This is a genomic window from Massilia varians, assembly GCF_027923905.1.
In the GTDB taxonomy this organism is placed as follows: domain Bacteria; phylum Pseudomonadota; class Gammaproteobacteria; order Burkholderiales; family Burkholderiaceae_D; genus Telluria; species Telluria varians_B.
Window position 1 is genome coordinate 4,692,010 of sequence record NZ_AP026966.1, and the last position, 18,900, is coordinate 4,710,909.

General features: G+C 61.8%; 21 protein-coding genes, 1 tRNA gene and 2 pseudogenes. 12 read left to right on the forward strand and 12 right to left on the reverse strand.

What is annotated here, in order from left to right; all coding sequences use genetic code 11:
- Positions 1 to 263: 263 nt before the first annotated feature.
- On the reverse strand, positions 264 to 1,205 hold the full coding sequence (gene ispH, locus MasN3_RS21190; protein WP_281910014.1) for a 4-hydroxy-3-methylbut-2-enyl diphosphate reductase: 942 nt from the start codon (positions 1,203 to 1,205) through the stop codon (positions 264 to 266).
- Between the two features lie 15 nt (positions 1,206 to 1,220).
- Positions 1,221 to 1,670, reverse strand: coding sequence for an FKBP-type peptidyl-prolyl cis-trans isomerase (locus MasN3_RS21195; RefSeq protein ID WP_036214603.1), 450 nt, complete (start codon positions 1,668 to 1,670; stop codon positions 1,221 to 1,223).
- A 104-nt stretch (positions 1,671 to 1,774) separates the two neighbouring features.
- Between MasN3_RS21195 and radC the strand changes: the two genes are divergently transcribed.
- From radC to MasN3_RS21215, 4 genes are all read left to right on the forward strand, one after another.
- Entirely contained in the window at positions 1,775 to 2,446 is a 672-nt protein-coding gene (gene radC / locus MasN3_RS21200; RefSeq protein ID WP_281910016.1) for a RadC family protein, read from the forward strand.
- A gap of 172 nt (positions 2,447 to 2,618) precedes the next feature.
- Positions 2,619 to 2,855, forward strand: coding sequence for a 50S ribosomal protein L28 (rpmB, locus tag MasN3_RS21205; RefSeq protein ID WP_026354825.1), 237 nt, complete (start codon positions 2,619 to 2,621; stop codon positions 2,853 to 2,855).
- A gap of 13 nt (positions 2,856 to 2,868) precedes the next feature.
- Positions 2,869 to 3,036 carry a 50S ribosomal protein L33 gene (gene rpmG / locus MasN3_RS21210; RefSeq protein WP_005665735.1) on the forward strand — a complete coding sequence of 56 codons (168 nt, stop codon included), beginning with the start codon at positions 2,869 to 2,871 and terminating at the stop codon, positions 3,034 to 3,036.
- A gap of 185 nt (positions 3,037 to 3,221) precedes the next feature.
- Positions 3,222 to 3,968: a hypothetical protein gene (locus tag MasN3_RS21215; RefSeq protein ID WP_281910026.1), complete on the forward strand. Its 747-nt coding sequence runs from the start codon at positions 3,222 to 3,224 to the stop codon at positions 3,966 to 3,968.
- 198 nt (positions 3,969 to 4,166) lie between these two features.
- On the opposite strand, the gene MasN3_RS21220 is transcribed toward MasN3_RS21215, so the two are convergent.
- The 5 genes from MasN3_RS21220 to MasN3_RS21240 all read right to left on the reverse strand — a co-directional run bounded on the left by MasN3_RS21220 (position 4,167) and on the right by MasN3_RS21240 (position 9,268).
- Positions 4,167 to 5,381: a DesA family fatty acid desaturase gene (locus tag MasN3_RS21220; protein ID WP_281910028.1), complete on the reverse strand. Its 1,215-nt coding sequence runs from the start codon at positions 5,379 to 5,381 to the stop codon at positions 4,167 to 4,169.
- 115 nt (positions 5,382 to 5,496) lie between these two features.
- Positions 5,497 to 6,816 (reverse strand): mechanosensitive ion channel family protein, encoded by a 1,320-nt coding sequence (locus MasN3_RS21225; protein WP_281910031.1) that lies wholly within the window; start codon positions 6,814 to 6,816, stop codon positions 5,497 to 5,499.
- Between the two features lie 9 nt (positions 6,817 to 6,825).
- Positions 6,826 to 8,139: an RsmB/NOP family class I SAM-dependent RNA methyltransferase gene (locus MasN3_RS21230; RefSeq protein ID WP_281910033.1), complete on the reverse strand. Its 1,314-nt coding sequence runs from the start codon at positions 8,137 to 8,139 to the stop codon at positions 6,826 to 6,828.
- Between the two features lie 28 nt (positions 8,140 to 8,167).
- On the reverse strand, positions 8,168 to 8,788 hold the full coding sequence (gene purN, locus MasN3_RS21235) for a phosphoribosylglycinamide formyltransferase (RefSeq protein WP_036214583.1): 621 nt from the start codon (positions 8,786 to 8,788) through the stop codon (positions 8,168 to 8,170).
- Between the two features lie 72 nt (positions 8,789 to 8,860).
- Positions 8,861 to 9,268: a barstar family protein gene (locus MasN3_RS21240; protein ID WP_027865202.1), complete on the reverse strand. Its 408-nt coding sequence runs from the start codon at positions 9,266 to 9,268 to the stop codon at positions 8,861 to 8,863.
- A 401-nt stretch (positions 9,269 to 9,669) separates the two neighbouring features.
- Here MasN3_RS21240 and MasN3_RS21245 point away from each other — a divergent pair, with 401 nt between their 5' ends.
- The 5 genes from MasN3_RS21245 to MasN3_RS21265 all read left to right on the forward strand — a co-directional run bounded on the left by MasN3_RS21245 (position 9,670) and on the right by MasN3_RS21265 (position 13,410).
- Positions 9,670 to 10,179, forward strand: coding sequence for a glycine zipper 2TM domain-containing protein (locus tag MasN3_RS21245; protein WP_036214580.1), 510 nt, complete (start codon positions 9,670 to 9,672; stop codon positions 10,177 to 10,179).
- A gap of 105 nt (positions 10,180 to 10,284) precedes the next feature.
- The gene (locus MasN3_RS21250; protein ID WP_281910038.1) at positions 10,285 to 11,064 is read left to right on the forward strand and encodes a spermidine synthase; all 780 of its coding nucleotides are present in this window, start codon (positions 10,285 to 10,287) and stop codon (positions 11,062 to 11,064) included.
- Between the two features lie 191 nt (positions 11,065 to 11,255).
- On the forward strand, positions 11,256 to 12,899 hold the full coding sequence (locus MasN3_RS21255) for a GspE/PulE family protein (RefSeq protein WP_370662373.1): 1,644 nt from the start codon (positions 11,256 to 11,258) through the stop codon (positions 12,897 to 12,899).
- A 64-nt stretch (positions 12,900 to 12,963) separates the two neighbouring features.
- Positions 12,964 to 13,039: transfer RNA gene (locus tag MasN3_RS21260), tRNA-Lys, on the forward strand.
- Positions 13,039 to 13,410, forward strand: coding sequence for a hypothetical protein (locus MasN3_RS21265; protein WP_281910041.1), 372 nt, complete (start codon positions 13,039 to 13,041; stop codon positions 13,408 to 13,410). The genes MasN3_RS21260 and MasN3_RS21265 overlap by 1 nt, the downstream gene beginning before the upstream one ends.
- A gap of 26 nt (positions 13,411 to 13,436) precedes the next feature.
- Here the strand turns inward: MasN3_RS21265 and MasN3_RS21270 are convergent, their stop codons facing one another.
- A complete protein-coding gene (locus tag MasN3_RS21270; RefSeq protein ID WP_281910043.1) occupies positions 13,437 to 14,576 on the reverse strand; it encodes a glutathione-independent formaldehyde dehydrogenase in 1,140 nt (379 codons plus the stop codon).
- 155 nt (positions 14,577 to 14,731) lie between these two features.
- Here MasN3_RS21270 and MasN3_RS21275 point away from each other — a divergent pair.
- A pseudogene (locus MasN3_RS21275) lies at positions 14,732 to 15,422 on the forward strand (IS5 family transposase); the annotation flags it as partial.
- Between the two features lie 168 nt (positions 15,423 to 15,590).
- Positions 15,591 to 15,893 (forward strand): putative quinol monooxygenase, encoded by a 303-nt coding sequence (locus MasN3_RS21280; protein ID WP_281910045.1) that lies wholly within the window; start codon positions 15,591 to 15,593, stop codon positions 15,891 to 15,893.
- Positions 15,894 to 15,931: 38 nt separating this feature from the next.
- Here MasN3_RS21280 and MasN3_RS21285 read toward each other — a convergent pair.
- The 4 genes and pseudogenes from MasN3_RS21285 to MasN3_RS21300 all read right to left on the reverse strand — a co-directional run.
- A pseudogene (locus MasN3_RS21285) lies at positions 15,932 to 16,174 on the reverse strand (transposase); the annotation flags it as partial.
- Between the two features lie 23 nt (positions 16,175 to 16,197).
- Entirely contained in the window at positions 16,198 to 16,632 is a 435-nt protein-coding gene (locus MasN3_RS21290; RefSeq protein ID WP_281910047.1) for a transposase, read from the reverse strand.
- Positions 16,633 to 16,692: 60 nt separating this feature from the next.
- Entirely contained in the window at positions 16,693 to 17,064 is a 372-nt protein-coding gene (gene tnpB / locus MasN3_RS21295) for an IS66 family insertion sequence element accessory protein TnpB (RefSeq protein ID WP_281910048.1), read from the reverse strand.
- Between the two features lie 52 nt (positions 17,065 to 17,116).
- Positions 17,117 to 18,025 (reverse strand): LysR family transcriptional regulator, encoded by a 909-nt coding sequence (locus MasN3_RS21300; protein ID WP_281910049.1) that lies wholly within the window; start codon positions 18,023 to 18,025, stop codon positions 17,117 to 17,119.
- A 134-nt stretch (positions 18,026 to 18,159) separates the two neighbouring features.
- Between MasN3_RS21300 and MasN3_RS21305 the strand changes: the two genes are divergently transcribed.
- The gene (locus MasN3_RS21305) at positions 18,160 to 18,900 is read left to right on the forward strand and encodes an SDR family oxidoreductase (protein ID WP_281910051.1); all 741 of its coding nucleotides are present in this window, start codon (positions 18,160 to 18,162) and stop codon (positions 18,898 to 18,900) included.

The following is an 18,900-nucleotide window of genomic DNA, read 5'->3' on the forward strand; positions in this document are numbered from 1 at the left end:
TCTGCTTTCTTGAGGGGCCAAGAAAAACGGCACTGCCGGGTAGCCCCGCAGTGCCGTTTCAGGCCTGGCGTTCATGTTCCGATTGCCCTCATCATAACTTGGCAAATGGAAAACTTGCACTGGAAAACAAGCTACGCTACGAATTTTTGTAGGGTGGGCGGGTCTCCCGCCCACGCGGTGATAGATAAGCACAAGATCATCCGGACCGATATCGGAGCCTTTACCAATCACCGCGTGGGCGGACAAGCCGCCCACCCTACGTATTACGCGGCTTTCGCCCCGTCCAGCCCTTTCGGCAGCGGGAACACCACGTTCTCCTCGACGCCCTCGAGCGCACGCACGCTGGCCGCGCCCAGTTCCTTGAGGCGGTCGATCACGGCCTGCACCAGCACTTCCGGGGCCGAGGCGCCGGCGGTCACGCCGATGCGCTTCTTGCCGGCTATCCATTGCGGATCGATCTTGCCGGCATCGTCGACCATGTAGGCCGGCGTGCCCATCTTCTCCGCCACTTCGCGCAGGCGGTTCGAGTTGGAGCTATTCGGGCTGCCGACCACGACCACGACTTCCACCTGGGGCGCCATGAACTTGACGGCTTCCTGGCGGTTGGTGGTGGCGTAGCAGATGTCGCCCTTCTTCGGCTCGATGATGTTCGGGAAGCGTGCCTTCAGCGCGGCGATGATCTCGGCGGTGTCGTCCACCGACAGCGTGGTCTGCGACACGTAGGCCAGCTGGTCGGGATTGTTGACCTGTAGCTTCGCGACGTCGTCGACGGTCTCGACCAGATGCATGCCTTCCTCGGCCTGGCCCATGGTGCCTTCGACTTCCGGGTGGCCGTCGTGGCCGATCATGACGATCTCGCAGCCCTGCTTGCGCATCTTGGCCACTTCCACATGCACCTTGGTCACCAGCGGGCAGGTGGCATCGAAAATGGTCAGGCCGCGCGCCTCGGCGTCGGCCCGCACTGCCTTCGAGACCCCGTGCGCCGAAAACACCAGGGTATTGCCCGCCGGGACGTCCTCGAGTTCCTCGATGAAAATTGCTCCCTTGTTGCGCAGGTCTTCGACCACGTAGGCGTTGTGCACGATCTCGTGGCGCACGTAGATCGGGGCGCCGAACTGGTTCAGGGCGCGCTCGACGATCTCGATGGCGCGGTCCACGCCGGCGCAGAAGCCGCGCGGCTGGGCAAGCAGAATCTCGTTTTCCATGAAGGTTTCCTGTTATTACAGAACCGAAATCAGTTTCACTTCGAATTGCAGGGCCTGGCCGGCCAGCGGATGGTTGAAATCGAACAGCGCGGTGGTCTCGCGCATCTCCAGCAGAACGCCGGCGAAGCGGCCGCCCTTGGGCGCGTTGAACTCGATCAGCTCGCCGACCTTGTAGTCGGCATCCGGCACCGAGTTCTCTTCCAGCGTTGCCTTCGATACCGGCTGGATCAGGTCCGGGTTGCGTTCGCCGAAAGCGTCAAGCGCGCTCAGCTGGAAAGTCTGGTGTGCGCCTTCCGGCAGGCCGATCAGGCGCGATTCGAGGAAGGGTGCAAGCTGGCCCTGGCCCAGCATCAAGGTGGCCGGCGTGCCGTTGAAGGTAGTGATGAGATCAGTACCGTCGGCGGTGGCCAGCCGATAATGCAGGGTCAGGTAGGACGATTCGTTGACGACTGGAGCGTTGGACATGTTCTTTGTGGTGACAGGCAGGCCTGTTGCAGGCAAACCGCTATTGTAAGCCACGCCCGGCCTCCCTGCCCCGGCGCGTCCCTTTTTATCGCAAGGATCAGACAATGAGAATCACCGAATGGCCGGAAGAGCAACGTCCGCGCGAACGGCTGCTGCGCGGCGGCCCGCAAGTGCTGTCGGACACCGAACTGCTGGCGATCTTCCTGCGCGTGGGTGTCGCCGGAAAAAGTGCGGTGGCGCTGGCGCGCGACATGCTGGACCACTTCGGCTCGCTGCACCGGCTGCTGCATGCCAGTTCCAGCGAGTTCGGCGCCTTGCACGGGCTCGGTCCGGCCAAGTATGCCCAGTTGCAGGCGGCAATCGAACTGACGCGGCGCGCCGTGGCCGAGGAATTCGAACGCGAAGGCATGTGCTCGCCGGACGCGGTGCGCGCCTGGCTGCGCCACCAGTTCGCGCTGCAGGCGCACGAATCCTTCGTCGTGCTCTTCCTGGACGTCAAGAACCGCCTGATCAACTATGAAGAGATGTTTCGCGGCACGCTGACCCATACCAGCGTGTATCCGCGCGAGGTGGTGAAGGCGGCGCTGCGCCGCAATGCCGCGGCCGTGATCCTGGCGCACAACCATCCGTCCGGTGTCCCCGAGCCGAGCGAGGCGGACCTGCGCCTGACCGCGAGCCTGGCGCAGGCGCTGGCCCTGGTCGACATCCGCGTGCTCGACCATTTCGTGGTGGCGGGGACACACGTGCATTCCTTCGCCGAGCACGGACAACTATGAGGAAGGATGCCGGTAAACACTGCCAAAACAAGGCTATAGCGAACTCATCAGCAATTGTTAAATATTCGAGCCACTATAAGACACAATTGTTTTTCGCAAGTGATTGATTTGCTTTCAGTTTTCACGCTATACTCTCGTTTTTCCAAATCTGGATATTCTTAAGGAGTGCACTATGGCACGTGTCTGCCAAGTTACCGGCAAGGGAGTGATGGTTGGCAACAACGTCTCCCACGCTAACAACAAAACCAAGCGTCGTTTCCTGCCGAACCTGCAGAACCGCCGCATCTTCGTGGAATCGGAAAACCGCTGGGTCTCCCTGCGTCTGTCCAACGCCGGTCTGCGCGTGATCGACAAGCTCGGCATCGACGCCGTGCTGGCCGACATGCGTGCCCGTGGCGAAAAAGTTTAATTAGGGAGCTATCATGGCAAAAACTGGCCGCGACAAAATCAAGCTGGAATCGACCGCAGGTACCGGTCACTTCTACACCACCACCAAGAACAAGCGCACCATGCCGGCGAAGATGGAAATCACCAAATTCGACCCGAAGGCACGCAAGCACGTGATCTACAAGGAAACCAAGATCAAGTAATCGATCTTGTTTCTGTAAAAAGCCGCCCGTTTCGACTGGCGGCTTTTTTTATTGCCGGGTCCGGCGTGCGCCGTCGCGAATACAACACTGCCTTGACTCGGCGCAGCGGGATCGGGTGCGCATATTGCACGATCCGTTCGGCCGTGAAAGCATGAGGGTTCTTGCCGACTTCACCACGAACCAGCATGCATCCGCTGCTGAAACTGCCTGTGCTGTCCCTGCTTGCCGCCTGCCTGCTGTGCGCCCTGCCCGCGCACGCCCGGGCGGCCGGTCCCGAAGACTTGCCGATGGTCGAGGTCAAGGCCGCTGCACGCATGCGCCTGCTCCCCTACCGCCCCCTGTTTTATCCGATGGCCAAGGCGGTCCAGAAAAGCCTAGCCGGGCGCGCCGCGCTGGCGGTGCAGCTGCGTCCAATCCGGGCCGGCGTCCGCACCGACGACCTGGCGCTCTGGCTCGAGGGCGGCGGCGAATCGCTGCCGCTGCGCGCCGACGACCACGGCCTGTACATCGTGCCGGTCGCCGACCGGATCGCGCAGGAAGACGGCGGCTTCCTGATCAACAAGCATCCGTCCGAGCTGCGCGCCAACCTGGTGCTGGTCCCGACCCTGGCGCCGGATGCCTGGACCATCGGCGAACTGCGGCGCCTGCTGCGCGACGTGCACGCCACCATCGATCCGCTCGTGCCCTGGCACCACCGCTTCCTGAACTGGGCCGCGATGCGCAGGCTGGGCGTGTCGGTATGCAGCCTGTCGCCGCGCGCCCAGGTCGAGGTGGTCGACGGCACACGCCTGCTGGCGCGCTACCCCACCAGCGAACCGTCGCGCAACCACGCCAATTCCCCGGTGTACTGCCACCGCTTTACCGGCAACGAGGAACTCGACCCGCGCGCGCGGCTGGTGCTGCCGGACGATGCGCAGCTGCTCCTGATCTGAGAACAGCTACGCAGCTTGATGAGCTTCGTAGGGTAGTCGGCTATGCCGGCCGCGCGTTCAAACTTCGCATGAATCCATGTGTGGCTGAACGAGGGCTGGTTGAACGCGCGGTCGGGAGGACCCGACCACCCTACTGCTGCCGATCTGACAAAAAAAAGCGGCTCCCGAAGGAGCCGCCCTTGTTGCGACACGCGCCGCTTATGCGTAGCTGCGCAGGCGCAGCGAGAAGTCCTGCAGCGACTTGATGCCCGAGGCTTCGGCGCGTGCGCACCAGTCCTGCAGTTGCTGCAGCAGCTGGTCGCGGGTCGCGTGCGAACGTTCCCAGATCGCGCCCAGTTCCACGCGCATCTGGTGCATGGTTTCCAGCGCCTTGCTGTGCTGGAACAGCTCGACCAGTTGCTGCTTCTGCGAGTGCTCCAGCTTGCCCGGCTCGCGCTGCATCAGCTTGCGCGAGCTCTTCAGGAAGCGCGCTTCCAGCTCGGCCTTGTGCTTCAGGTGTTCGAACTCCTCGCGGAAGGCGTGGCGCACCGACTTGGCGTACTTGGCCATCACGTCGTAGCGGTTGGCGATCACCGACTGCAGGGTGTCGAGGTCGGCCACCATCTTGTCCTTGGCGAACTTCGGCGCCGGCGCGACCTTCTTCACCTTGGCCAGGCGCAGGGTTTCCAGGATGCGGATGTAGCCCCAGCCCAGGTCGAACTCGTACCACTTGCTCGACAGCTTGGCCGAAGTGGCGAAGGTGTGGTGGTTGTTGTGCAGTTCCTCGCCACCGATCAGGATGCCCAGCGGGAAGATGTTGGTGGCCGCATCGCTGCAGTCGTAGTTGCGGTAGCCCCAGTAGTGGCCGATGCCGTTGATGATGCCGGCCGCGGTGATCGGGATCCACATCATCTGGACCGCCCACACCGAGATGCCGATGATGCCGAACAGCGCAAGATTAATGAACAGCATCAGCACCACGCCCATGGCGCTGTGCTTGGTGTACAGGTTGCGCTCGATCCAGTCGTCCGGAGTGCCATGGCCGTATTTCTCCATGGTTTCCTTGACCTTGCTTTCAGCACGGTACAGCTCGGCGCCTTCGAACAGCACCTTGCGGATGCCGCGGGTCTGCGGGCTGTGCGGATCTTCCTCGGTATCGCACTTGGCGTGGTGCTTGCGGTGGATCGATGCCCATTCCTTGGTGACCTGACCGGTGGTCAGCCACAGCCAGAAGCGGAAGAAATGGCTCGGGATCGGGTGCAGGTCGAGGGCGCGGTGCGCCTGGTGGCGGTGCAGGTAGATCGTCACGGCGGCGATCGTGATGTGCGTCAGCACCAGCGTGGCGATGACGACCTGCCATGCGGTGAAGTCGAGCAGGCCGGTGGACAGGAAAGTCAGCACGGCTTGCACGGGTTCGCTACTCAAGAAATTCATTCAGTCTCCATGGATATCGCGTCGATACGCCACCAGTCGTGGCGTTCGCAACCCGACATTTTACGCGGTTCCAGTGACCCACGGCACGCATTAAAGCTTGAATGCATGCCTTATTTCAAGGCGCAGTCGGGGTTCGCGCCACAACTGATGTAATGTGGGCATCGAGCAGGCGCGTATCCATGGACGGATGGCCAAGTTTGATCTCGCCTGTCTGTACAAGCGCATAGATCTTCTTGTTCACGTCGGAGATCGGTCCGCCCTGCCCGTTTTCCGGGTCGCCCAGCCAGAAACCGACCTCCAGCTCGTAGCCGTCGTTGGTGAAGGCATTGAGCAGCACGTTCGGCGCCGGCTGTTCCAGCACCCGCGGCACGCCGCGCGGCTGGGCCTCCAGCAAGGGCATCACGGTCGACAGATCGCTGTCGTAAGACACGGTGATTTTGGTCACGGCGCGCACGTTGCGGTTGGTCGAGGACTGGTTCAGCACCACGCCGGTGATCAGCATCTCGTTCGGCAACAGGGTCTGGGTGCCGTCGGCGCCGCGCAGCACGGTGTAGCGCGTATTGATACGCGCCACCTTGCCCGAGTATTTATCGAGCGTGATGGGATCGCCGATCGTCAGGCTGCGTTCCAGCAAGATGATGAAGCCGGACACATAGTTACTGGCAATGCGCTGCATGCCGAGACCGAGGCCGACGCCGAGCGCGCCGCCGAATACCGACAGCACGGTCAGGTCCAGGCCCGCCAGCGACAGGCTGAACAGCACGGCCACGAGGATCAGCACCGCCCGGCTCATGCGCGCCAGCACGACCTTGATCGAGCTGTGCATGCGTTCCACATGCATCAGGCGTTCTTCCAGCGCAGCGCCGGCCCACAGCGCCAGCATCATCAGCACCACGATCGAGACCGTCCCCTCGACCAGGTCGGCCAGGGACAGCCTGTGCTTGCCGATCGGCAGTTCGGTCTTGTCGAAGTAGGCGATCACATCCGGCAGCACGCCGACGATGTGCAGGGCCACGCCGAGCCAGACCACCAGCGCGAAGATTTTCTCGAAGGTCTGGAGCGCCTCGCCCAGCTGGCCGCGGCGTGCGAACACCCGGCGCAGCAGGTAGAAGAAGGTGCGGATCACCGCGAACGAGGACGCCAGCGGCACCGCGATGTCGAGCAGGTGCACGCTCTGGTAGTGCGCCATGACGGCGCGCGTGGTCACCAAGAGGCCCAGGATCAGCAGCGGCGGCAGCACGCGGCTGAAGCTGGCCACGCCCAGGCCGATCAGGCCCTCGCGCTGTTCCTGGTGGCTCTGCAGCCAGGAACGGTGCATCAGCCGCGCCAGACCCCAGCCGACCGTGACGCACAGGACGATGGCAAGCGCCTGCCACAGGATGGCAGGCTGTCGGATATCGCCGAGCAGGTCGGCCAGCAGTTGCTGGAGCGGCATGTGTCGGCGTTATTCCTCGGTCTGGGCGACTTCCGACTCGTCGGCCGGCGCTGCCTTGGCCTTGGCCTTGGCCTTGCGTTCGAGCACGGCGGCGAAGAAGCCATCGGTCTGGTGCTTGTGCGGCAGCATCTTGAGGTACTGGTCCATCTCGAGCGGAATCTTCTGCTCGGCCAGCACCTTGCTCATCGGTACCAGTTCGAAGTCCGGATGGGTGGCCAGGAATTGTTCGACGATCACGTCATTCTCTTCGTTCAGCAGGCTGCAGGTGGCGTACACCAGGCGGCCGCCGTTCTTGACCAGGCGCGCGGCGCCGTCCAGGATCGAGGCCTGCTTTTCCTGCATCTCGGCCACGGCTTCCGGGCGCTGGCGCCACTTGACGTCCGGGTTGCGGCGCAGGGTGCCCAGGCCGGAGCACGGCGCGTCGACCAGCACGCGGTCGATCTTGCCGGCCAGGCGCTTGATCTTGGCGTCGCGCTCGTGCGCGATCAGCTGCGGGTGCACGTTCGACAGCCCGCTGCGCGCCATGCGCGGCTTCAGCTTGGCCAGGCGCTTCTCCGAGACGTCGAAGGCGTACAGGCGCCCGGTATTGCGCATCGTCGCGCCCAGTGCCAGGGTCTTGCCGCCGGCGCCGGCGCAGAAGTCCACCACCATCTCGCCGCGGCGCGCGCCGACGATCTGGGCCAGCACCTGGCTGCCCTCGTCCTGCACCTCGATCGCGCCTTCCTTGAACAGCGGCAGGTTCTGCAGCGCCGGCTTCTTCAGGACGCGCAGGCCGAGCGGCGCGTAAGGCATCGGCTCGGCGGCGATCGGCGCCTTGGCCAGTTCGGCGATGACTTCGTCGCGGTTGGCCTTGATGGAGTTCACGCGCAGGTCGAGCGGCGCCGGGGTGTTCAGCACGGCGGCCAGTTCAAGGGCTTCGGCTTCGCCGAATTGCGCCACCAGCTTGTCGTACAGCCAGGCCGGCATGTTGGCCTGCATTTGCGGCGGCAGCAGCGAACGGTCGACTTCCTTGACGCGGGTGAGCAGATGGGTTTCGTCCTCGCTCAGGCCGCCCAGCGCGTCAATGCCCACGGTTTCGGCCAGGCCCAGCAGGGCCAGCTTGCGCATCGAGGGCGTGTTGCCGGCGCCGGCGAAGTCGGTATAGAAGGACTTGTTGCGCAGGACGGCATACACCGCCTCGGCGATGACGCCGCGCTCGCGGCCGCCGAAACGCGGGTGGTCCTTGAAGTAGCGCGACAGGGTGACGTCGGCGGGCGACATAAAGCGCAGGATCTCGCGCAATACCTCTTCGGTATTGCCAATGATCGCTGGAGGCAATCTCATGGTGTTCCTTCGTTAAATTCTGGTGGTTTTAGGCGAGTGCGCCGTCTTTGATGCGCACGTCGCCGTTTTCTTCAATACTGAGCCTGTCTTCGACGAAGAGGCGCACCGCATACGGGTAGAGCTTGTGTTCTTCGACGAGGAGACGGGCAGACAGTGTGTCCTCGGTATCGTCGGGCAGCACGGGAATGCGCGCCTGGGCCACGATCGGACCGTGATCGAGCTCGGCCGTGACGAAATGGACGGTCGCGCCATGCTCCTTGTCGCCGGCATCGATCGCCTGCTGGTGCGTCCCCAGGCCGGGGTACAGCGGCAGCAGCGACGGGTGGATGTTCAGCATGCGGCCGGCGTAATGCTCGACGAAAGGCGCCGTCAGGATGCGCATGAAGCCGGCGAGCACGACCAGGTCGGGAGCGAAGCGGTCGATCGTTTCCTGCAGCGCCGCGTCGAACTCGGCGCGGCTGGCGTATTCCTTGTTGGCCACGACCGCGGTCGGAATGCCGCGCGCCTGCGCGTATTCCAAGCCTTTGGCTTCCGGCTTGTTGCTGATGACGGCAGCAATCCGCGCCGGCCAGCCTTCGCTTTCCATGGCGCGCACGATCGCTTCCATGTTGCTGCCACGGCCGGAAATCAGGATGACGATATTTTTCATACCGCGCATTGTACCGTATCACCGACGGGCAACCGTCGGCGGGTGGGAGGGGGTTCTGCCAGAGGTTCGGCCTTAGGCCGGGATAGCGAACGAGTAGAATACGCGGAACGGGACCTTCTTTTCGGCCCAGAATTCGGCCGCGTCGCGGAAGACGTCGAGCAGGTTCTCGCGCGCTTCCTTGTCGAATTTTTGCGCGCTTGGCAATTGCTCGAGGACGACGAGGAAGCCCGGCTGGGGGCCGGCCTCGGCAACAGTTTCAGTGAGGCACTTACGCAGCGCGTCAAAATTCTTGCTGCAGGGTTTGGGGAAATAAAAGTTCTCGCCGATGCGGGCGCACACCTGCTGCTTGGTCAAGGTGTTGGCACAATGTGCATACAGGAAGTGCTGACCCAGGCGCGCAGCCTCCTGCTGCAGCTCGGCGACGCGGAAGGCGCGGATCGACTGCACAAGATTGGGCGGCACTCTCATCAACAAACTCATTTTTTCCTCAAGTTGACCAGGTCGGTGTGATGTGGGCGTTCACGCACCACATTGCGCGACGGTTGGCATCCGCCGCATTCATCTCTCCCGCTGTTGTTTCCATGCGCCAATAAAAGACCCTTAGTATGTAAGGGTAACGTTTTGTGGTATTGGAAGCAACCCAAATGTGATTACAGGAATTGCATTTGTAAAAATTAGTATGTGCTCGTCTGTATAAGTTACGCCTCTCACAACAGCCCTGTCATTCTTGCGCGAAGCAGAAAATGCTTGCGTTGCTGTTACATTTTGTTGCCACGCGGATTGGGATGAGCCCGGCGGATCGGATTACCATAGGAGGCATGAAAGTCCGGTCGGTTCCCTTCCCCCACCAGACTCGTCGATTGCCCACTACGAGGTAGAACATGAACATTCAAGCCAAACTGATCATTGCCGCCATGGGCCTCGCCACGCTGCCGCTGGCCCAGGCCCAGGATTTCGAAGACTTCGGCCGCGTGGTGCGTGTCCAGCCGCGCCTGGAAGAAATCCGGATCCCGCGCCAGGAATGCCGCACCGAATACGTGCAGGTGCCGGTCCAGCAGCAACGCGGCGTCGGCGGCGGCATCGTCGGCGGTGTCGTTGGCGGCCTGCTCGGCAACCAGGTCGGCAGCGGCAGTGGCCGTGTCGCCGCCACGGCAGCCGGCGCCATCGCCGGCGCCATGATCGGCGACCGTTCGGAAAACGCCAACCGCGGCGGCCCGGCCGTGCAGGAACAGGCCGTGCGCCAGTGCCGCACCGTCGACAGCATCGAGTCGCGCACCAACGGCTACGACGTCACCTACGAATTCCGCGGCCAGACCTACAACACGGTCATGAACCGCGATCCGGGCAACCGCGTGCGCCTGCGCGTGTCGGTCCAGCCGATCGATTACTGATTCCTGTGCCGGCCGCGCGCCGGCAACCCGCAGCGTGTGCCGAAGGCGTGCTTGCGCTGCGGGAACCCCTCCCCCGATAATAGGGCGATTCAACCAGGTTGCCCTATGCTCATCAAACGCAAATCCATCGAACAGGCCGAATCCTCGCGCCGTCCCGCGCGCAAGCCCAAGTTCGCCCCCGTCACCCTGTCCGAACAGGACGGCGTCCGCTACCTTCATTTCGGCACCGAATGGGTGCAGGGTGCGATGCGCATCCGCAAGCCGGACTGGCCGGAGCTGGAATACGCGCAGCAGATGATGGCCTGGATGCTGTTCATCGAATCGCCGCGCGCCATCGCCCAGCTGGGCCTGGGTGCTGCCACCTTGACCAAGTTCTGCTACCGCCAGTTCCTTGACGCGAGCGTCACCGCCGTCGAGCTCAACGAGTCGGTGATCAATATCTGCGCCTCGATGTTCAAGCTGCCGCCCAGCGACGAGCGCCTGAACGTGCTGGAAATGGATGCGATGGATTTCGTGCTCGATCCCGCGAACCACGGCGCCTTCGACGTACTGCAGTGCGACCTGTACGACGCCACCGCGCGCGGGCCGGTACTGGACACGCCGGAGTTCTACCAGGCCTGCAACGATTGCCTGGCAGATGGTGGCATCATGACCGTCAACCTGTTCGGCGACCACCCGAGCTTTGCCAAGAACCTGAAGGCCATGAAGTTCGCCTTCGAACACGTGATCTGCCTGCCGGAAGTTCACGACGGCAACGTAGTGGCGCTGTGCTTCAGGAACCGACCGCAACTGGACAAGGAAGCGCTCACTCACCGTGCGGCGCAGATCGTCGCCAGCACCAAGCTGCCGGCGAAGTCCTGGGTCAAGGGCATCCTGGCCGCCTGAACCACCTCCATTATCGGGAACCGAACGTGAACACGCATGCCGTCCCCGCTTCTTCCAAGACGCCGCGCCTACGGGCGCTCGACCTGCAGTCCATCTTCTCCTGGCTGCTGGCCGACGACATCGTCACCAAGGAAAACGTCAAGGCACTGTTCGCGCAGGCACAGGGCATCCTGAAGAATGCGGCCGGATCGATGCATCCGCTTACGGCCGTGGCCCAGTGCAAGCTGGTGTCAAACCTGCCGCCGCACCGCCTGCTGACCCTGGACGCGCTGACCGAATGGTGCGCGAGCAAGGTCGGCCTGCCCTTCATCCGTATCGATCCGCTGAAGATCGACTTCACCAAGGTGGCGGACGTGATGTCGGCCAGCTATGCGGCGCGCTTCAATATCCTGCCGGTGGAAATGACCGGCTCGACGCTGGTGGTGGCGACGGCCGACCCGGCCAATGTGGAATGGGAAGCGGAAATCGCCAAGCTCTCGCGCCGGAGAATCGAGCTGGTGCTGGCCAATCCGCTCGATATCGCGCAGTACATCTCGCAGTTCTTCAGCCTGGCCAAATCGATCCGCGACGCCAACCGCCATACCGGGCAGGACCTGGCGATGCGCAACAATTTCGAGCAGCTGGTCGAGCTGGGCAAATCGAACAAGCAGTTCGATGCGAACGACCAGCACATCGTCAACATCGTCGACTGGCTGTGGAGCTATGCCTTCGAACAACGCGCGTCGGATATTCACCTGGAACCGAAGCGCGAGTTCGCGACAATCCGCTTCCGCATCGACGGCGTGCTGCACCAGGTGTACCAGGTGCCGGCGGTCGTGATGATTGCGATGACGGCGCGCATCAAGCTACTGGGACGGATGGACGTGATCGAAAAGCGGCGGCCGCAGGATGGGCGGATCAAGACCCGTACCGCCGGCGGGCAGGAAGTCGAACTGCGCCTGTCGACGCTGCCGACGGCCTTCGGCGAAAAGCTGGTGATGCGTATTTTCGATCCGGAAGTGGTCGTCAAGACGCTGCCGGAACTGGGCTTTCCGCCGGACGATGCGGCGCGCTGGGATGCACTGACCAATCGCCCGCACGGGATCATTCTCGTCACCGGACCAACGGGGTCGGGCAAGACGACGACCTTGTATACCACGCTGAAGGCGCTGGCCACCAGCGAGGTGAACGTGTGCACGGTCGAGGATCCGATCGAAATGGTCGAGGCCTCGTTCAACCAGATGCAGGTGCAGCCGGGGATCGACTTGTCGTTTGCCGATGGCATACGGGCGCTGATGCGGCAGGATCCGGACATCATCATGGTGGGCGAGATCCGCGACCTGCAGACGGCAGAGATGGCGATCCAGGCGGCGCTGACGGGACATCTGGTGTTCTCTACCCTGCATACGAATGACGCGCCCGCTGCGGTGGTGCGTTTGCTGGAGCTGGGGGTGCCGGATTATTTGCTGGAAGCGACCTTGATCGGGGTGATGGCGCAAAGGCTGGTGCGGACACTGTGCCCGGACTGCAAGGCGCCTGGCGGCGAGCTCAGTGATGAGGTGTGGCAGGGCATCGGGGGAGCCTGGAATATTCCGAAGCCTGCCTCGGTATATCGGCCGATCGGGTGTCCGGAATGCCGGCAGACGGGGTATCGGGGGCGGACGGGTATCTATGAACTGCTGACCGTGAGCGAAGGGTTTGCGCGCGTGGTGCGGGAATCCGGCGAGATTCAGAAGCTGCGCCAGCAGAGCGTCGTGGATGGGATGAAGCCCTTGCGCATCGCGGGGGCGATGAAGGTGGTCGAGGGCGTGACCACGGCGGATGAGGTGCTGAAGGTCACTGCGGCACTGGTGTGATTGCTGTCTTGTTCAGGTAGCACTAGCGCAAACTGAAATGCCCGGCTATAATGCTGCCTCTTTCGGGTCGTTAGCTCAGTTGGTAGAGCAGCGGACTTTTAATCCGTTGGTCGCTGGTTCGAGCCCAGCACGGCCTACCATGAATTACCAAGAAGCCCACGAATTTCGGTTCGTGGGCTTTTTGCGTTCTGGTCACCCTCTGGTCGCTTCGAAAAAAAGGTCCGCCCCCCCCTGCCGGGAGTTTTTCCGCGTTGATTTCCTGCGCCGCCCTGCCTGTCGAGTACTGCCTGACGTTGATGACCGGACAGGACTTGACAGCCAGGTCAGCGAGGAAGCTGACGGTCTAGTAGCTTGGTCAGGCCTAATTTACGCAACAAAGCTAATCAAACCGGAAACTAACAAAGTTCTTCCGCGCAATACTCTCTCTTTACTATCCCTAAATGAAATAAAATTGCGCGAGAGCCCGTTTATTGTAGAACCTATCTACTTTGAATTTACAAATCGTCTTTGAACATGCGCCTATAAATAATATTTTCCTTATTTATTAGGTTTTAGCACGACTTTGGTCCACCCTTCCGCACGTTTATCAAAATTCCGATAGGCAGTCGGTGCATCATCTAATCCAAGCTGGTGTGAAATGATCTGCGAAGGCGTTGCTTTACCTTTATGGATCAACTTTGCCAAATAACGGTTGTAATGCTTGACGTTGGCTTGGCCGGTGCCAATCTTCTGACCCTTGAACCAAAAATTGCCGAAATCGAAGGCAATTTTACCTTCCTTTCCTAACGCGTCTGGACTCTTTGGATCTTGTGGGATGAATACACCAACTACGCCAATGCCGCCAGTAGGCTTGACCGTCTGTACCAAGTTATTCATTGTTAAATTTGGCACTTCCTTACCGTGCTTGTCGCAACATTGATAACCAACGCATTCGCAGCCGCAGTCGACACCTTCGCCGTTAGTAAGGTTCAAGATTTTCTCGACGCCGGCGCCTCCGGTGTCGTCGATCGCCACCGCGCCCATCTTTTCGGCCAGAGCCAAACGATCCTTGTGCGTGTCCACGACGAAAACTTCGCTTGCGCCTTTAATGAACGCAGACATGGCAGCCATTAGGCCGACCGGGCCGGCGCCGTAGATCACGACCGATTCACCCGGCTTGAGGCCAGCCAATTCGGTAGCGTGGTAGCCGGTCGGGAAAATGTCCGACAACATCACGTAGTCATTTTCCTTTTCCTTAGCGTCTTCCGGCAGCACCAAGCAGTTGTAATCGCCGAACGGCACCCGTAGCAGTTCGGCCTGGCCGCCGCTGTACGGACCCATGCCGGCAAAACCGTAGGCAGCCCCGGCCGTGCCTGGGTTTGCCGTGAGGCAAAAGCCGGACAAGCCCCGTTCGCAGTTTTGGCAGAAGCCGCAGCCGATGTTGAACGGCAGACAGACAACGTCGCCGACCTTAACGCGCTCGACGGCGTTGCCGACCTCGATGACTTCACCCATGTTTTCGTGGCCCAAAATACGGCCCGTTTCCATGTTGGTGCGGCCTTCGTACATGTGCAGGTCAGACCCGCAGATGTTAGTTGTCGTGATACGGACCAAGACGTCAGTCGGCTTTTCAATCTTGGCGTCCGGCATGTCTTTAACTTGGACGTCGCACGGACCATTATAAACGAGTGCCTTCATGACTTTCCTTTCAGAACGAGAGTAAATTCATCGCAAATAGCAGCATTAGGGAAGAAAGGTATAACAAATTTTTTCACGAGTGCGCGTTGTTGAAAGCGGCTCTGTTGCGTAAATCAGGCCCGGCCAGCGTAAAGCGCGTAAGTATGGCAGTCTGGCCAGACTACAGCACGGTCAGCAGGCGGAAAAAGACGCTGCAGGTGGCCATCGCTATGCCGACCACGACGGGCTTGCACCTGCTGGTGGACAGCACTGGCATCAAGATGCTGGGTGAAGGCGAGTGGAAGACGAAGAAGCACGCGGCAAAACATCGCCGCCAATGGCGCAAGGTGCATCTCGGGATCGATGCGTTTACGCTCGAGATCCGGGCCATGGAAGTGACCGATAACGGTATCGGCGACGCACCTGTCCTGCCAGCGCTGCTGAGCTAGATTTCTGCTGACGAGCGCATTGCCAGCGTCAATGGCGACGGTGCGTACGACACGAAGGACTGTCATGAAGGCATTGCGTTGCGCATTGCGCATGTCATCATCATCCCAACCCGGAAGAACGCCAAGCCCTGGAAGGCAAACAACCGGGTGCCGATGCACGTAACGACATCCTGCAAGCTACAAAAAGGCTGGACGGGCAATCTGGAAGAGATGGAGCGGCTACCACCGGCATAGCCTTGTTGAAACCAAGATGCGCTGTTTCAAGTTGCTGGGCGAACACGTCATGGCACGCGACTTCGAACGTCAGGTCGCCGAGCGACAAGTACGGGCTGCCATGCTGAACCGCCTCACCCGGCTGGGCCGGTTCGGCCAGAAGCGGAAGTTCGTCGGATTACCGATCTGGTTGTATAAGTGTTAAACTCAAGGCAGTCACTGAAGTGTTGAGAAACCCAGTGTCGCCCTGTGTCTACTCTTTGCCACGTGCAGGAGGCGGCTTCGCCGCAAATGGTGGCGGTGCAGTCATCATTACATTTGGCTCACCGGAAAGTCGGTAATTTGGTGGCTGTTTAACTACAGGAGATATCTCATGGTCAAACTTGCGTTGTTCGTTCGTCTAGAAGCCAAGCCGGGTAAGGAGAAAGAAGTAGAGAACTTTCTGTTAAGTGGTCTTCCCCTCGTTCAGGCAGAGCCGGCTACTACAGCTTGGTTCGGCATCCGCCTGGGGCCATCAACCTTTGGCATTTTTGACGCGTTTCCAGATGAGGCTGGGCGGCAAGCTCATCTTTCCGGTCAAGTCGCAGCCGCGCTTATGGAAAAAGCGGGTGAGTTATTCGCCGAGCCGCCGTCAATCGAAAAGGTTGACGTTCTTGCGGCAAAGCTGCCAGGCTAAGCAACCCCAGTAAGTCGCCCTGGCCGACGATTTGGAGCCTATCCCAGTAGACCTGCTGAGCGCCAAGCAATGATTCCACAAACGAGGTGAAGGCAGGCGAGATAGTTGCCTGCCTTCTTCGGCCAACGGATCAGCAGGCCACGGAATCGATTCATTCAGCTGTGCGTGCGCTCGACGACCCAACGTCGGGCGCGAAATCCTGCATCCTTGTTCAGTTCTAAAGCTTCTTCATCGCGCGCTCGAATGTGGGCGATGAAGCCAAGATCCTCGACCCATTGACGGTAAGCGTCCAGCCGCCCCACCTTCAGGGCAGAGTCAGGCCAGCGTAGAGTCTGCAAATGGCAGCAGCGAATAGATTCGGCTGTTCGGGCAGGTTGGCAGCCTGTCGAGGGTGTCGGCGATCATGACGGTTCTCGATGCGCGGCAGTTCGGGCGGCAGTGACTGACGGCCAGCGCGCTTGCGCGCAGGCTTGCTGCTGGCCTGGCTTTCCAGCTTGCCCTCGATGGCGGCCAGGTCCATGTCAACCGCCTCCTCGAACAGCGAGCGCTGCTCGCCGCTGAGCACTTCGCTGGCCTTGCCATAGCGGATGCGCTTGAGGTAGGCCAGTTCGTGCGTCAGGGCCGTGATCTTGAAATCCTTCTCGGCCAGCTGGACCTGCTGCTGCTCGACCAGCGCACGCACCTTCGCCAGCATGGCGGGATCGATATCGGTGCGGGCGAGTTCGTCGAGCAGATTCATGGGGATGCAGTGTAGCGAGCTGCGCCGACGTTTACAAGCAAAACAGTATACGTGCCGGCCCTACAGCCGCCATTGCGAGGGCGCCTGGGCCGACAGGCGCTGCCAGTCCACGCCCATGACCAGCCATTGCCACTGCTCTGCGCTGAGTTGCCAGCATTTGTCGCCAGGCTCCGGCCAGACGAACTGGCCGCGATGCAGGCGGCGCAGGCACATCCACACGCCGGTGCCGTCCCAGCTCACCACCTTGAGCCGCGTGCGGCGCCGATTGCTGAACACATAGGCCGTGCCGTCGCAGGGCGCACGGCCCAGTGCCTGCTGCACGTGCAGGGACAAGCCATCGACGCCGGTGCGCATATCGACCGGATCGAGCGCCAGCCAGACTGACTCCGGCAGCAGCTTCACCGCAGCTCCTGCAGCAGCCTGGCCAACCACGCCGCATCGACGCCAGTGTCCATGCGCATGAGCGGGCAGCTGGCGCGCTGCCTCAGGCGCGCGCCAGCGCGGGGTCGGAAAAAGCTTCGACGATCGCGTCGAACACGCGCCTGATGCGCGGCGGCACTGGACCGCGCTGCGGACGATAGACGAATACATCCCACGCGGGTGGCGCGAACTCGTCGAGCACCGTGACCAGGCGTCCGCTTGCCAGGTCGGCAGCGACCAGGTAGTACGGCAACTGGCCGTAGCCGACGCCGGCCAGCACGGCGTCGCGCTCGGCCTCCGGATCGTTGGTCATGAAGGCCGGGGAGGCCGGCATGAACTGCTTGTCGTCGGCCAGGTACCATGGCCACACCCTGCCGCTGCTACTATCCACAAAGCCGGTGGTCGGCAGCGCCGCCAGCGCGTCCGGCGACGCGGGAATCCCGGCGCGCGCCACCAGTGCAGGCGAGCCGGCAATCACGAACGACATCTTGGTCACTGCGCGCGCCACGAAGCGGTTGTCGCGCATGAATCCCAAGCGCACCCCGATATCGATCTGTTCGTCCACCACGTCCGCAATTGCATCACCGAGGCGCAAGTCGACGATGATGGACGGATGCGCCAGCGCTAGGTTGGCCAGGGCCGGCAGCAAGTGCATGCGCGCCAGGCTGCGCGGCGCCGTGATGCGCACGCGGGTTGGCAGTTCCGGTTCGGCCGAATCGCTGGCGCGCTGGAACAAGGCATCGAGCTGCAGCAGCGAATCGCGCGCGCGCGCGGCCAGCTGCCCGCCGAACTCGGTCACGCGGATCTGCCGCGTGCTGCGGTGGAACAGCACTTCGCCGAAGTGGCGCTCGAGCTGCTGGACCGCACGCGTCACCGCCTGCGGCGAAATGCCGAGTCGCGCGGCGGCCTCGCGGAAGCTGGACGATTCGGCAGCGGCGCAAAAGATTCGTATCAGGTCAGTCTGGTTCAGCAAGCAGAAACTCCTTGTAGCCGTCGATTATTCCACAAATTTGAATTCTGAAATCGCTCTTGTTCCATATACAACGCTGCGCCGCACTTTCATACTGTGTCCTGAACTGAACCCCATCCCTTTCGAAGGAAGCACTCATGAACCAAGATATCGCAGGCAAAGTAGTCGTGATTACCGGCGCCAGCAGCGGCCTGGGCGAAGCGACCGCGCGCCAACTGTCATCGCTGGGCGCGCACCTGGTGCTGGGCGCGCGCCGCCAGGATCGGCTCGAAGCGCTGGCCGCGGACATCCGGGGCGCCGGCGGCAAGGTCGAAATCGTCGTGACCGACGTGACCCGCAAGCAGGACGTGGTGGCGCTGGTGCAGGCCGCGCTGACCAATTTCGGCCGGCTCGACGTGATGATCAACAACGCCGGCCTGATGGCCGTGGCGCCGCTTGCCGAACTGAAGGTCGACGAGTGGGATAGCATGCTCGACATTAACGTCAAGGGCGTGCTGTACGGAATTGCGGCCGCGCTGCCCGTGTTCCAGAAGCAGGAAAGCGGCCATTTCATCAACATCGCATCGGTGGCCGGGCTGAAGATGTTCGGCAACGCGACCGTGTACAGCGCCACCAAGTTCGCCGTGCGCGCCATTTCGGAAGGCCTGCGCGCTGAAGTCGGCGGCAAGATCCGCAGCACCGTCATTTCCCCGGGCGCCGTCGAATCGGAACTGAAACACGGCAGCAGCCACGCCGAGAGCGCGAGCGCGGTGCATGACTTCTACGAGATGGCGATCCCGTCCGATGCGGTGGCGCGCGCGATTGCGTACGCGATCATACAGCCGGCTGATGTCGACATCAACGAAATCGTGCTGCGCCCCACCGCCCAGGAGTTCTAA